At 63.3% G+C, this 12,401-nt stretch carries 14 protein-coding genes; 2 read left to right on the top strand and 12 right to left on the bottom strand.

Annotation, left to right across the window (positions count from 1 at the left end; genetic code table 11):
- Positions 1-4 precede the first annotated feature (4 nt).
- Entirely contained in the window at positions 5-1,165 is a 1,161-nt protein-coding gene (locus NQE15_RS09080; protein WP_265948771.1) for a PQQ-dependent sugar dehydrogenase, read from the bottom strand.
- 196 nt (positions 1,166-1,361) lie between these two features.
- Between NQE15_RS09080 and NQE15_RS09075 the strand changes: the two genes are divergently transcribed.
- Positions 1,362-2,333: a hypothetical protein gene (locus tag NQE15_RS09075; protein WP_265948769.1), complete on the top strand. Its 972-nt coding sequence runs from the start codon at positions 1,362-1,364 to the stop codon at positions 2,331-2,333.
- A 345-nt stretch (positions 2,334-2,678) separates the two neighbouring features.
- On the opposite strand, the gene NQE15_RS09070 is transcribed toward NQE15_RS09075, so the two are convergent.
- The 4 genes from NQE15_RS09070 to pedF are packed head-to-tail and all read right to left on the bottom strand — an operon-like array spanning position 2,679 to position 5,415.
- The gene (locus tag NQE15_RS09070) at positions 2,679-3,212 is read right to left on the bottom strand and encodes a cytochrome b (RefSeq protein ID WP_265948766.1); all 534 of its coding nucleotides are present in this window, start codon (positions 3,210-3,212) and stop codon (positions 2,679-2,681) included.
- Positions 3,209-4,147, bottom strand: coding sequence for a beta-propeller fold lactonase family protein (locus NQE15_RS09065; RefSeq protein ID WP_265948764.1), 939 nt, complete (start codon positions 4,145-4,147; stop codon positions 3,209-3,211). The genes NQE15_RS09070 and NQE15_RS09065 overlap by 4 nt, the downstream gene beginning before the upstream one ends.
- 7 nt (positions 4,148-4,154) lie before the next feature.
- The gene (locus tag NQE15_RS09060) at positions 4,155-5,000 is read right to left on the bottom strand and encodes a substrate-binding periplasmic protein (RefSeq protein WP_265948756.1); all 846 of its coding nucleotides are present in this window, start codon (positions 4,998-5,000) and stop codon (positions 4,155-4,157) included.
- Positions 4,990-5,415: a cytochrome c-550 PedF gene (gene pedF, locus NQE15_RS09055; RefSeq protein WP_265948748.1), complete on the bottom strand. Its 426-nt coding sequence runs from the start codon at positions 5,413-5,415 to the stop codon at positions 4,990-4,992. Before pedF ends, NQE15_RS09060 begins: the two co-directional genes overlap by 11 nt.
- A 234-nt stretch (positions 5,416-5,649) precedes the next feature.
- Between pedF and NQE15_RS09050 the strand changes: the two genes are divergently transcribed.
- Positions 5,650-7,638 carry a sigma-54-dependent Fis family transcriptional regulator gene (locus NQE15_RS09050; protein ID WP_265948733.1) on the top strand — a complete coding sequence of 663 codons (1,989 nt, stop codon included), beginning with the start codon at positions 5,650-5,652 and terminating at the stop codon, positions 7,636-7,638.
- A gap of 13 nt (positions 7,639-7,651) precedes the next feature.
- Here the strand turns inward: NQE15_RS09050 and NQE15_RS09045 are convergent, their stop codons facing one another.
- The 7 genes from NQE15_RS09045 to NQE15_RS09015 form a co-directional block, all read right to left on the bottom strand.
- The gene (locus NQE15_RS09045) at positions 7,652-8,386 is read right to left on the bottom strand and encodes a dinitrogenase iron-molybdenum cofactor biosynthesis protein (protein WP_265948728.1); all 735 of its coding nucleotides are present in this window, start codon (positions 8,384-8,386) and stop codon (positions 7,652-7,654) included.
- 171 nt (positions 8,387-8,557) lie between these two features.
- Positions 8,558-8,938 (bottom strand): SirB2 family protein, encoded by a 381-nt coding sequence (locus NQE15_RS09040; RefSeq protein WP_265948719.1) that lies wholly within the window; start codon positions 8,936-8,938, stop codon positions 8,558-8,560.
- Positions 8,935-10,224, bottom strand: coding sequence for a hypothetical protein (locus NQE15_RS09035; protein ID WP_265948710.1), 1,290 nt, complete (start codon positions 10,222-10,224; stop codon positions 8,935-8,937). Before NQE15_RS09035 ends, NQE15_RS09040 begins: the two co-directional genes overlap by 4 nt.
- Before the next feature lie 18 nt (positions 10,225-10,242).
- Positions 10,243-10,470, bottom strand: coding sequence for a DUF2249 domain-containing protein (locus NQE15_RS09030; RefSeq protein WP_265948705.1), 228 nt, complete (start codon positions 10,468-10,470; stop codon positions 10,243-10,245).
- Entirely contained in the window at positions 10,467-10,913 is a 447-nt protein-coding gene (locus NQE15_RS09025; protein ID WP_265948702.1) for a hemerythrin domain-containing protein, read from the bottom strand. The genes NQE15_RS09030 and NQE15_RS09025 overlap by 4 nt, the downstream gene beginning before the upstream one ends.
- Before the next feature lie 80 nt (positions 10,914-10,993).
- Positions 10,994-11,737 (bottom strand): MBL fold metallo-hydrolase, encoded by a 744-nt coding sequence (locus NQE15_RS09020; protein WP_265948699.1) that lies wholly within the window; start codon positions 11,735-11,737, stop codon positions 10,994-10,996.
- An 18-nt stretch (positions 11,738-11,755) separates the two neighbouring features.
- On the bottom strand, positions 11,756-12,382 hold the full coding sequence (locus tag NQE15_RS09015) for a chemotaxis protein (protein ID WP_265948696.1): 627 nt from the start codon (positions 12,380-12,382) through the stop codon (positions 11,756-11,758).
- Between the last annotated feature and the right edge of the window lie 19 nt (positions 12,383-12,401).

Here is a 12,401-nt window from a genome sequence, read left to right as displayed (position 1 = left end):
GCGCCTACGGGCGCCCGGCGGCCAGCGGTTCGAGGCGCAGCAACTGGCCGTCAGGCTCGTCGGTCAAGAGATAGATCAGTCCGTCCGGCCCCTGCCGAACATCGCGGATGCGGCCGAAACGCTCGGCCAGCATGCGCTCCTCGTGGACGACGCGGGTACCGTCCAGTTCCAGGCGGACCAGCATCTTGAATTTCAGCGCCCCGACCAGCAGATTGCCGCGCCAGCCGGGAAAACGCTCGCCGCTATAGAAGGCCATGCCGGATGGCGCGATCGATGGCGTCCACTGGAGTACCGGCTGCTCCATTCCTTCGCGCTGGGTGCCGACCCCGATCTTGGTGCCGATCCCGTAATTGACGCCGTAGGTAATCACCGGCCAGCCGTAGTTGCGACCGGCACGCACGACATTGATCTCATCGCCACCCTGCGGGCCGTGTTCGTGCGCCCACAACTCGCCGCTCGCCGGATGCAGCGCCGCGCCCTGCACGCTGCGATGCCCGAAGCTGAAGATTTCCGGCCGCGCCCCGGCCTTGCCCGACCACGGATTGTCCGGCGGCACGCTACCATCGTCGCGCAAGCGCACCAGCTTGCCGGCCAGATCATCGAGCGGCTGGGCGCGCGTCATCTCACCGCGATCGCCCTGGGTGATATAGAGCAAGCCGGCCCGGTCGAAGACCAGGCGCGAGCCGAAATGCACCTTGGTATCGGACTTCGGCCGCTGGCGATAAATCACCTGCAAACCCTCCAGGCGGTGGCCGGCGCGATCCGACACCCAGCGCCCGCGCGCCACCTCGGTACCGATCCCGCCAGGCCCCGCGCCGGCATAGGAGAGATAGACCCAGCCATTGTCGGCAAATTTCGGATGCAACACGACATCGAGCAGCCCACCCTGGCCGACTGCAGCCACCGCCGGCACCCCGCCCACCGGCTGCGGATCGAGCTTGCCGTCGGCAGAGATCACGCGCAGGCGGCCCAGCCGCTCGCTCACCAGAAAACGGCCGTCGGGCAGAAAGGCCAGGCCCCAGGGGTGTTCCAGCCCACCAGTCAGGGCGTTGACGCTGAAGCTCGCCTTTTCGCTGCGGAATACCGGCCCGGCGGCCGGCGCAATCGTCGCGGCCAGCACCAGCGCGCCGGCCACAAGGTAAAACCGCAACCGTCGATTGCTCATACCAGACTCCCGTCACGATTCAAGACAATGGTTTATTGACCAGGATTTAGACGATCAGGTTCAGTCGTGTGGACGCGCGACATTGCTTGACTTAGGGCAACAACCGGCCAGGAGCGGCCCTTGATGAGTCTGCCCAATTGCGGCCGTTCGATATGCGATATGATTTTGTCTGTCGTTTCCTAGCAAAGCCAAAAAAATGATTGAACTTGGACCTGGCGCCGACCTGCTTCGTATGGTTGGCGATATTTTTTGGCTGGTACTGATTGGCGCATTTGTGGCGGCAGCCTTGATCCCCAAAACGAAGACGAGCAAGGCCATTGCTGTAGTCGTGGTGGCTGTGTTGTTCCTGGCCTTTCCCGGCCGTTGGGCGTGGGAAATGAAACGGGAGACTGATGCGAAGGGAAGTCGTCTGGCGAAAGCGGAAGCGCTGTTCCAGGAACGCTGTAAGACCGCCGGTGAAAAGATTCACCGGACGGTGGAGGATGTTGATGGCATTTTGCTGATGAAGGTCAGGCCCAAAGAGGACAACTTCGGGGAACAGTTCAAGATGGATGATCCATATGGCAAAGACATGGGCGGTGATGGGTATATCAAGAGCTTTTTGCGTGGAAATGAAACTCGCCAAGCCGAGTTTGCACCGGGAGCGCCCCCGCGCTTCGGCTACCACTACGTTGAAACCATCGATCCGCAGGACGGCAAGCGATATCGCTACGTCGGCACCCAGAAAGTTGTTGGCAGGATGGATGTCAATGCGCCAAATGTTGCGAATGAGTTGAAGCGTGATCCAAATTTCGACTTAAATATTTACGCCTTCGTTCTCGATAAAACGCTAGCGCCCGGCCCGTCTCCCCGCTACGGCGTCACTTACGACGACATTTCCACGCTGGATGACCGCGAATACTGGATTGCCGGAAGTTCACTACGGATCATCGACTTGCAAAGCAACGAAGTCATCGCCGAACGCATCGGCTACATGATGGACCGTGGGCAAGGGGCAATGGGTCAGGGGGGGAGCCATCCAGCATGGCTACGGGCAGCGAACCATGCTTGTCCAGGGTTCCAACGGAACCCGAATCGCCCTCTCTCGCGAGGTCGGGCGGCAGCAGCACAATCGTATCAAACCGAAGACTTCGTTGAAAAAATCCTCAAGCCAAAATTGGAGAAATGATCATGGCGACGCCGACGATTGCTGAAATTCCCAATGCCAATCTGCAAATGACGGCAGAGCCTTGATGAAGCGTCCGCTTTCCCAGAGGGGAACTGGCTGCAATGGGCACGGTGCTGCCGTTGCGAGAACATCAGAACTACCGCCCGACAACCTGTTTACGTAGCTGGCAGTTTGGGCAGAGCCCTCTAATCGCCACCTACCAGCAACACCAGCATGTCCCAAATTAGTTAGCAAGCGAGGGCGATTTCGCTTGGTCCGGGATGATGTCTAGCTTTCCGACTGGTCACATAGAGAAAAACTCACGACCTTCTGGAGCACGTCACTGCTCCACTCTGGAGCAACTGTTCATTTCTGTAACACCCGGCCGGGCAGCATGCGGCTCAGCGTCCCGTCACGGAGCAACAGGTGTTTCAGTGCCCCGGCCAGATGCAGGAAGACCAGGCCGCCGATGCCCCAGACAAAAGCCTGGTGCAGCAGTTTGAAAAAGCCGTTCAGCGACTCGTCGGGCCAGCCGGCCTTGGCGATTTCGATGCCGAAAAACTTCAGGGCGTAGGGCGTGAACGAGGAAGCCAGGTAGCCGGCGAGCGGTGCCAGGACCAGCAATAGGTAGAGCGCGCGGTGCGTGAGATGGGCCAGGCGGCCTTCCCAGCCCTCGGCCTGCAAAGGGGGCGGCGCGTTGCGCGAACGCCAGGCCAGGCGCACGACGATCAACAGCAAGGCGAGCAGGCCGAGCGACTTGTGCAGGCTGTAGGCAGCGCTGCGCTCGGCTCCCTTGGGCAGGTCGGTCATCGTCCACCCCAGCCAGAGCAGCCAGAGAATCAGGATGGCCTGCGCCCAGTGCAGCAGGATGGCCGGCAGGCTGTAGCGTTGCGGGCTCATCGGATGCTCACGCCCCAGGGCAGTTCGCCGACTTCGACGTCGCGCAGCTTCGCAAAGCTGTCGGTATCGATCACCGAAACGCTGCCCGAGCGGCCATTGGCGACGTAGAGCTTGCCGCCGTCCGGGGTCAACGCCATGTTCCAGGGTCGCTTGCCGACCGCCACCGTGGCGACCACGGTGTTGCTGGCGACGTCGATCGCCATCACCGAACCGCCGCGCCCGTTGGAGACGAAAACCCGCTTGCCGTCGGGGTGCACGGCGATCCCGTTGGGGTACTCGCCGGCCGTGATCTCGGCAATTGCCTTGCCCTGGGCGACATCGATGGCGTACACCTTGCCGGCCAGTTCGCAGGCGACATAGGCGCGACTGCCGTCGGGCAGGAAGCCGATGCCGCGTGGCCGCTTGCCGACGGGAATGCTGGCTACCTGTTGGCGGGCGGCGACATCGATCACGTCGACCTGCTCGGCCTCTTCGGCGCTGACGTAGAGCCAGCGGCCATCCGGACTGAACACGGCATGTTCCGGGTTCTTGCCGTGAACCTTGATGCGCGCCACTTCCCTGCCCTCCGGCGCTGTCAGCAGGACGACGCTATTGTCGTCCTCGACGGCCACAGCGAGCAGCTTGCCGTCGGCGGAAAGGCTGACCCCTTCGGGCGACTGGCCGACTGCGACACTACGTTCCAGCTTGCCGGCAACGGTATCGACGATCAGCAGGCTGCCGGTCTTGCCGTCGGTCAGGTATACCCGCCCCTGCCCGCTGGCAATGCCGCGCGGCCGCTGACCGACGGCGATGTCGCTTTGCCGCTGGTCGGTTGCTGTGTCGATGATGCTGATCGTTGCCGACTTTTCGTTGGGCACGTAAGCCAGCGGGCCGGCCAGAACCGGCCCGGCGATGGCGGCGAGCAGCGCGACGCGCAGTAGGTGGACAGGGCGCATGATGACCTCAGGCTGATTGGTAAGTGATGCCGTGCTGGCGGAAGATCGCCGCCACGCTGCCGTCGCGCTTCAATTCGGCGACGGCGGCGCCGATGGCGTCGGCCAGCGCCTGTTCCTCGACCTTGACGGCCATGCCGAGTGGCCAGCTATCGACCTTCAATTCGGCGAATTTGGCGGCATCGAGGGTGATCCGCTCCTTGCCCTTGATCGCGGCCTCAAGCTCGGCGCGCGGCGCCAGCACGGCCGCGACACCGCCTTCGGCCAGAGCCTTGCCGGCCTCTGCGACCGTGGTGAAATGGACCACGTTTTCGCGCAGACGGCCATTGAGTACACCAAGCAGGAAGGAGTCGGCCAGCGAGGCGGTTTCGACGCCAATCTTCTCGCGGGTAAAGATCTCCAGGGCGACTGCCGCCGAACCTGAGAGCGCCGGAATACGCTCCGGATTGCGCGCCAGGGCCAGGGTTTCGCGGTGATAGGCGCCAAAGATGCGGACCTTGTCATTGGCGCGGGCGAGCACTTCATCGACTGGCACATGCAGCATCAGATCGGCCGGCTGGGTGCCGAGGTAATGCCCCTTCCAGACCATGTTGCGGAGGTCGTCGTTCATGTCCTCGTCGGCATTGAACCCGACGATTTCCGCGGCCAGGCCCAGTTTGGCGGCGATGGCACGGCCGAGGTCGGCATCGATGCCCTTGCCGCCGCGCGTCGAATACGGCGGAAAATCGTTATAGACGGCGATGCGCAGGCGACCCCGTTCGCGCAGGGTTTCCAGGCCATCGGCCAGGGCCGGCAGGGCAAGGCCCATCGGCAAGGCGGCCAGCGCCTTCAGCCAGAGGCGGCGATCAGTCTTCATGGACGGTTTCCAGCCAGCTGCGAATGGCCCACATGGCTTCCTGGCTCAGCGTGCCTTCGAACGGCGGCATGTAGACGCGCCCATCGCGCACCGCGCCCTTGCGGATGCGCTGCATGAAGATCTCGTCACCTTCGTCGCCCAGCGGCAAGTAGCGCAGATCAGGCGCGATGCCGCCGGAGATGCCCCCCAGGCCATGGCAGCGGGCACAGTTCTGGTTGAAGGCGGAATCTCCGATACGGATCGCTGTCTTATCTTTGCGGTACGGATTGCTCGCTTGCCAGTCAGCACCCAGATTCTTCAGGCCGGTGGTATCGACGGCCTGCGGGACCACGTCTCCGTGGGCAAAGACTTGGGGGGCTGCGGCAGCGAGTGCCAGGGCCGCAGCGAGGGCGATGGTTGAGGTTGGAAATTTCACTTTGTCTCCTTTGGTGATAACGATTACGGCTTCTGCCCTCACCATTCTGCAAAGCTTGTGCCAGGACCGGGCCCGATCCGGATTTATTTTATCGAGGCATTGATCGGGGCAGCGGCGTATTGATGGCACGCCATTTGCTGAACGTTGTTCGGCACATTGCTTATAAAATGGGCAGGTGCTACGTTATGAAGCAACTACAAAAAAAGAATCAGACTTTGGTACACCGGAGGAGTGATGGGACAGATTCATGTGCTGGATGACATGCATGGGCAACGACTAGTTCAAGCCAGACACCTGTTTTTTGATCAGGGTGTCTTGCCGGACGGACTGGTTGACCCGCAAATCCTGCGTTCCTGGGAACGTTGCCGCCGTTTCGGCTTGACTGAAAACAACGCACTGCCGATCATCGAATCGCTCGATCGCATGGCCCTGAAGACCGAACAGGACCGCAATCGGCATCTGCTGCTCCAGGGGCGGCCGATCATGGAACATGTCTTCGAGCAGATTCGCGAATCGGGCAGCATGGTCATCCTGGCCGACGCCAACGGTTTGCTGCTCGAGTCGGTCGGCGATGCCGACTTCCTCAGCCGCGCCGACCGCGTGGCGCTGGCCGCCGGTGCTTCGTGGGACGAAAACCAGCGCGGCACCAACGCCATCGGCACCGCCCTCTCGGAAGAAATGCCGATCGAAGTCCTCGGCGCCGAACACTTTCTGGAAAACAACGGCTTCCTGACCTGCTGCGCCAGCCCGATCTTCGGGCCGGACGGCCGTCTGATAGGCGTCCTCGACATCTCCGGCGACTACCGCAACCAGCAACGCCACACCCTGGGACTGGTCCGCTTCTCGTCGTTGATCGTCGAAAAACGCTTGTTCGAGTCGATCCACGCCCGCGACATCCTGATCTGCTTCCACAGCCGCCCCGACTACCTGGGCAGCCCCAAGGAAGGCCTCGCCGCCGTATCGCCGGACGGCCAGGTGCTGGCCATCAACCGCAACGGAACCGAGATCCTCGGCATCCGCCAGGTCGATGCCGTGCGCCGCGATTTCTCGATGGTCTTCGAGAGCAACCTGTCGGCCCTGGTCGACCGCCAGCGCAACAACGCCCAGGCGAGTTGTGAAATCAATGTCAATGGCCGTGCCATCCACGTCCAGTTGCGCGGCCAGTTGCCGCCCCAGGTTATCGCCGGCCGCGTGTACGACGAATTGCCGGCCGTGCGCAGCGCCCGCCGGCCCGAGGCCGCCGCCGTTTCCGGCCCGACGCTGGAAACAATGAATACCGGCGACGCCCGCCTGCAAGCGGCGATCGACCGTTCGCGCCGCATTCTCGGCCGCGACATCCCGATCCTGATCCAGGGCGAATCCGGCGCCGGCAAGGAGATGTTCGCCAAGGCTTTCCACAACAGCGGCCCGCGCCAGAGCGGACCCTTCGTCGCCCTGAACTGCGCCTCGATTCCCGAAACCCTGATCGAATCCGAACTCTTCGGCTATCAGGGCGGCGCCTTCACCGGCGCCCGCAAGGAAGGTGCCCCCGGCAAGATTCAACAGGCCCACGGCGGCACCCTCTTCCTCGACGAAATCGGCGACATGCCGCTCAACCTGCAGGCCCGGCTGTTGCGCGTGCTGCAGGAACGCTGCGTGACGCCGCTCGGCAGCACGCGGGCCATCCAGGTCGACATCTCGCTGGTCTGCGCCACCCACCGCCGCCTGCGCGAGGAAGTGGCGCGCGGCACCTTCCGCGAGGATCTCTATTACCGTCTGAACGGCATGTGCGTCACGCTGCCCGCCTTGCGCGAACGCACCGACATCCGCCAGATGGTCGCCAAGATCGCCGCAGCCGAAACTGCATCCCGGACAGCGGTCCGTTTTTCGGAAGGCGCCCTGCAGGCCATCGAGAACTACGCCTGGCCGGGCAATATCCGCCAGTTGTTCAACGCCATCCGGGTCGCCATCGCGCTGCTCGATGACGACGAAACCCTGATCACCGAAAGCCACCTGCCGGAAGAGTTGTTCGAGAGCACACCGCTGGCCGCAGCCGGCAGCACCCTCTCGCCCTTCGACCCGTGGGCCCCGGCGGCACCTGAAAACAACGTCGGCAGCCTGGAAGAAATCGGCCGCCAGGCCGCACTGCGCACGCTGGAAGCCGCTGGCGGCAACATCTCGGCCGCCGCCCGCCAGTTGGGGATCAGCCGCAACACGCTGTATCGGAAGCTGGGGCGCCTTTAAAGGCGCCCCTCCCCTACTCTTCCTCGGTCTCGGCGCTGTAGAGCCGCAGACGCTTGTCGGCGCTGACGCCGAGGATTTTTGCCAGCCATGGCGGCGGCGACTCGACCAGGGCCTGCTGGAAGCGCTGCACGACTTCGCTCGCCGGCCCGCCGTTGGGCAGCTTGATCGGGAAGATGTCGGCGCGGATGACCTTGGCCGCCGCCGGACCGCCGATCGAGACAACGTACAGGACATGGCAGTCGGCGATCAACTGACAGCGGAACAGGTTCTTGTCTTCGGCAAAGTCGGCCTCCAGCGCGCTGCGGATGCCGATCAGCCGGCTTTCGGTGGCCGACACCTGGTACACCAGATAACGCAGGCAGGAACCGAAATGGCCGTTCAGGGCATCGCCGCTGTCGGAGGCGATGGCGATGCGCAGCGAACCCGGGATGTCGCCCTCGTCGTAGTGCTGCACTTGCGGCAGGTTTTCATCACCCTCGATTTCGCCCCACAGGATGCGGACCGCCAGTTTCATGGCATCCAGGCCGATGCCCATATCCTCGTCATCCTCTTCGCCGTCGAGGCTGCCAAGGCCGGTTTTCAGGTTGGTGACCGTGATGCCGCGCAGATTCTCGGTATCGATCTCGTCGCCGAGATGGCTCTGCAACAAGGCAATCAACCTGACCAAAGTCACATTGGGCATGGCGCGGGCAGCCAGGGCGACGCGCAGGGCGGCCTCCTGGGTAATCGGTACGGCTCTCTGTTCCATTGGGAATCTCCTTGGCCTGTCGTTGGGGGTGGGCTGTCTATGCAGTTACAATGCCAGCCGCCAAAACACGGCATTAACCAATTGTTTTAATTGAAATCAGGTGAATTTCCCGCAGTCCACCCAAACACCATCTTGTCGAGTATTCGACAATTCACCGGGCCGCCGAGGCGGCTAGGCAAACGGAAGCGGGTTCCGGGTCAGCGCCACGCTGACGATGTAGGCGTAGGCCAGCAGGGCCAGCACGAAATAGCCGGCGCGAGACTCTCGGGTCTTGCCGCGCTTGAGGGCCATGGTCCCGAGCAGGATGTAGGCGAGCAGCCCACCGAGCTTGGCGGTCAGCCAGCCCTGGACGAAAGGATACTGGCCGCTGAGCCAGGCCATGCTCAAGGCGCTGCCGAGCAGCAGCGTATCGACGACATGCGGCACGACCCGGGCCAGCCGGTGCTGGCGCAGCGGCGATTCGCGCAGCATCCACCAACCACGCAGACAGAAGCCGAGGCCGCTCAGCACGACACAGGTGATGTGCAGGTGTTTCAGCGCCAGGTAGCTCATGGTGTGGCGAGTTTGGCGGCGATCACGTCCAGGTGCAGCCGGTAGCGCCGGGCGGCACCGAACAGGTTCCACCACAGCCAGCCGCCGGCCAGCGCAAAGGCCAGCCCTGCTGGCCGGGCCAGCCACTCGGGCAGCAGCACGGCCGCCAGCAGCAGCCCGCAGGCGGCGACGTAAGCCAGCATCTGGCGATGCATGTCGCGATCGCCGAGTATCTTGTTCATGGCCGGGGCCGGCACCTTGGCCTGCCCACTGCTCTGGAGATGCATCCAGGCCAGGAAAGGAACGATCTTGTAGAGCATGCCGATAATGAAGGCGATGAAGCCGCCGGCGATCAGCAGAATGCCGACGAATAGCGGCCAGCCTTCCAGTTCGGCGGCGCCCGGCCACAGCGCCGCGATCAGCAGCATGCTCAGGGCGACGATGCTCGACAGCAGGCCAAGCTGCCAGTAGCGGTGGGTGGCATCGGAACGCGCCCGTCGCCGTTGCGACTGCAGGCGCAGGGTCAGCCCGGCGAAGCCGATGCCGACCACCGCCGCCAGGCCCTGGGTGAGGCGGACCAGCCCCGGCCAGTCGGCGAAGACGGCGAGGCTCCACAGCAGCAGCAGCCCGAGCATGACGACCGGAAACCACCAGCTCGGCCGCGCCGGGTAGCCCGAGGTCAGCTGGAACATCGGGACCACGACATAGGAAATCGAGGCGAGCAGGACGCCGGCCCAGGCACCCAGCCCCCAGCCGGCGTGAAGGTCGGTGAGCGCCACCAGCGGCAGCGACCAGCCATGGGCAAGGCCCAACGCGAGCACGACGCCGAGGCCGACAACACCGGTCAGTCCCAGCCAGGCGAGCTTGAGGCCGCGGATGGTCGGGCTGGTCGATGGGACACGGAGCAGCGACCAACTGCTGGCCGCCAGATAACACACCACGCTCAGGCCAAGCAGCAGCGCGGCGGCACTCAGCAAGACTGGCTGCGCAAAGTAGAAGCCACCGGCGAGCAACAGCGCACCGAGGCTGAGGCCGGGATGGACCACCGCCGCCAGCATCAACGGCCGCGCCAGATTGGCGCCGGCAACGACGGGCAGGATCTGGATCAGCGCCCCGAGCATGACCTGCAGCATGAAGCCAATGGTCAATAGATGGGTCGCTGCCAGCGTGCCGGGCATCCAGCGCGAGGAGAACAGTGCCGGCCCCTCGTAGGCAATGAGCAGGCCGGCCAGCACGATGAACAGCGGCGCGGTCAGGAAGAAGCGCAGCGGTGCCGCCAGCGGCGGGGCCTTCTCGAAGGACAGCATGGCCTGCATCGGAGGGAGTTAGCGCGAGATCAGGATCTCGAAGGTGCCGTCGGGCTGCAATTCGGTCTCGTAGTGATGTCCGTTCTGGCGCAGCACCTTGTACAGTGGATGCGGCTCGCGAAACAGCAGCAGCAGCATTTTTTCGCCTTCCTGGAGGGTATCGAGCATTTCCATGGTTCGGGTGAAGGGCTCGGGCGGCTCCATGTAGCGGGCATCGACGACGTGTGGGGTTTTGGCGTGGGTCATGATTCGGCAAGTTCCGTTTCGAGATGGGCGAGCACGTCCGGCAGTTCGGCCGCCAGATGCTGGTCGCACATCGGGTAGAGGATGTTTTCTTCTTTCATGTTGTGCTGCTGCATCATGATCAGCAGGGTATCGGCCTGCCCGAGATAGTCGTCGGCGCTGCCGGCGTTCAGGGCTTCGGCGGCATCGTCGAGCAGGGCGCGCATCTGTTCGTGCTCGAGGCGCATGACCTGGGTCGGCCCCATGCTCATGCCGGTCTTCGCTTCGAAGGTCGGAAACAGCGTCTTCTCCTCGCAGTCGAAGTGGGCCAGCACGGCTGTCCGGAAGTGGCCGAAGGCGGCACGGGCAGCCTCCAGATTGTTTTTGGCCATGGCCTGCTCGGCTTCGGCAAAGAGATCATCGCAATGGCGATGGTCGTTGGTCATGAAACTGCGGATGGTGGTCATGGCTCACTCGCTGCTGGGGATGGGGCAATTCTCGGGGCACCCGAGCGGCCGAACCTTGACCCCAATCAATTCTCGACAAATCAGGCGTTGACCACACCGCCGACCTGGATTTCGTCAAACCAGTTGATGAAACGCTGGACGTCGGCCCCGCGGTAGATCGCCCCATGCTGCGGGCAAAGCATGTCGATATCGAGATGTGCGACGCGCTCGCACCAGCGGCGCTTGGCCTCGTTGGAACCCATCCAACGCTTGTGGAAGGCTTCGGCGTGGCGGATATGGGCATCGAAATTCTCGACGAACAGGCCATCCTGGCCGGGTGGCAGCAGCGCCGCCCCGACATCGCCGGAGAACAGGATTTTGGCGACCTTGTCATAGAGGTGGAAGTTACCCGAGGAATGCAGGTAGTGGGCGGGCACGGCTTTCAGGATCAGGCCGGCCAGCGCGATGTCCATACCCTCGTCGGGAATGGCGACCAGGGTCTCAGCGGTACCACCGAAGTGCGGTATGAAGCCACTCCACAGCCAACTGACGTAGCAGCGCATGGCCGGATTGAATTCCAGCCACAACGCCAGTGACGAAACCGTGTCCGGATCCTGGTGCGAGGCGAAGATGCCGGCCAATGCCGAGGGATCGAACTCGGCCGAGAGGGCCGAAAATACCGCCGGAAAGATTTCTGCACCGCCGGGATCGAGCAGCAAGCCCTGGTCGCCATAGGCCACCAGATACTCGTTGGTATCGATCAGGTAGTTCGGTTTTTCCGGGTCGCGGACGATGGCAACCCATTTGTGGCCGCCGTCCTGAAAAATGGTCTTGGTAGTCTTCACGAATTCTTTCTTTGAGTATCAGCTACCGGCAAAAAATGGCGAACGGCGCAGTGATTCGAGCGCCGCGCGGATTTCCTCGACGACCTCGTCGAACTCGCCGGAAACCTGAGACAGCGCAGCGGCATGGCTCTGCCCGTAAGCCGCCTCGATCTTGGCCGACTTGGCCAGGACACCGCCCAGCTCAACCATCTGGAAGGCATCTTCCAGCGCGCGCTTGAGTTGCCGGCGCAAACGGCCGAGCTGCTGCGCATGTTCCTCATCGGCCCGGCTACGACGCTGGCGCACGGCGATCAGGGCCGGTTGCCGCGGTGCCAGTTCGGCCGCCTTGCCGAGCAGGCGCATCTGCCGATTATTCTGCAGTACCACGGAAACCTCGTTGACGCAGGCATGGATCAGGCGGGTCAGCGATTCCATGCAGGTCCGCAGGTCTTGCGAAAACACCCGCAGTTCGTTGGAGAGCACGCCAAATCCCCGCGCCGCGGTACCGGCCCGCTTGGCGAGAAAAATGGCGTTGAGAGCCATGATGTTGATCTTGAAGGAAACGCCGACAACGCGCTTGATCTGCTCGTTGATGCGCACGATACGCAGCAGATCGACCCCCGCCGGCGGCCGGCCGGTCGCCAGGGGGAACAGGCTGGCGCTCATCGTCCGGCTTTGCTTCGGT

This window comes from Dechloromonas sp. A34 (assembly GCF_026261605.1).
Taxonomy (GTDB): domain Bacteria; phylum Pseudomonadota; class Gammaproteobacteria; order Burkholderiales; family Rhodocyclaceae; genus Azonexus.
This window is presented reverse-complemented; position numbering and strand designations above follow the sequence as displayed.

What these genes read in the sequence shown, in the direction of transcription:
- NQE15_RS09045 (WP_265948728.1), bottom strand. Translation starts at nt 8,386, where the DNA reads ATGGAACAGAGAGCCGTACCGATTACCCAGGAGGCCGCCCTGCGCGTC.
- NQE15_RS09015 (WP_265948696.1), bottom strand. Translation starts at nt 12,382, where the DNA reads ATGAGCGCCAGCCTGTTCCCCCTGGCGACCGGCCGGCCGCCGGCGGGG.
- NQE15_RS09040 (WP_265948719.1), bottom strand. Translation starts at nt 8,938, where the DNA reads ATGAGCTACCTGGCGCTGAAACACCTGCACATCACCTGTGTCGTGCTG.
- NQE15_RS09025 (WP_265948702.1), bottom strand. Translation starts at nt 10,913, where the DNA reads ATGACCACCATCCGCAGTTTCATGACCAACGACCATCGCCATTGCGAT.
- NQE15_RS09060 (WP_265948756.1), bottom strand. Translation starts at nt 5,000, where the DNA reads ATGAAGACTGATCGCCGCCTCTGGCTGAAGGCGCTGGCCGCCTTGCCG.
- NQE15_RS09035 (WP_265948710.1), bottom strand. Translation starts at nt 10,224, where the DNA reads ATGCTGTCCTTCGAGAAGGCCCCGCCGCTGGCGGCACCGCTGCGCTTC.
- NQE15_RS09075 (WP_265948769.1), top strand. Translation starts at nt 1,362, where the DNA reads ATGATTGAACTTGGACCTGGCGCCGACCTGCTTCGTATGGTTGGCGAT.
- NQE15_RS09050 (WP_265948733.1), top strand. Translation starts at nt 5,650, where the DNA reads ATGGGACAGATTCATGTGCTGGATGACATGCATGGGCAACGACTAGTT.
- NQE15_RS09080 (WP_265948771.1), bottom strand. Translation starts at nt 1,165, where the DNA reads ATGAGCAATCGACGGTTGCGGTTTTACCTTGTGGCCGGCGCGCTGGTG.
- NQE15_RS09065 (WP_265948764.1), bottom strand. Translation starts at nt 4,147, where the DNA reads ATGCGCCCTGTCCACCTACTGCGCGTCGCGCTGCTCGCCGCCATCGCC.
- NQE15_RS09070 (WP_265948766.1), bottom strand. Translation starts at nt 3,212, where the DNA reads ATGAGCCCGCAACGCTACAGCCTGCCGGCCATCCTGCTGCACTGGGCG.
- NQE15_RS09030 (WP_265948705.1), bottom strand. Translation starts at nt 10,470, where the DNA reads ATGACCCACGCCAAAACCCCACACGTCGTCGATGCCCGCTACATGGAG.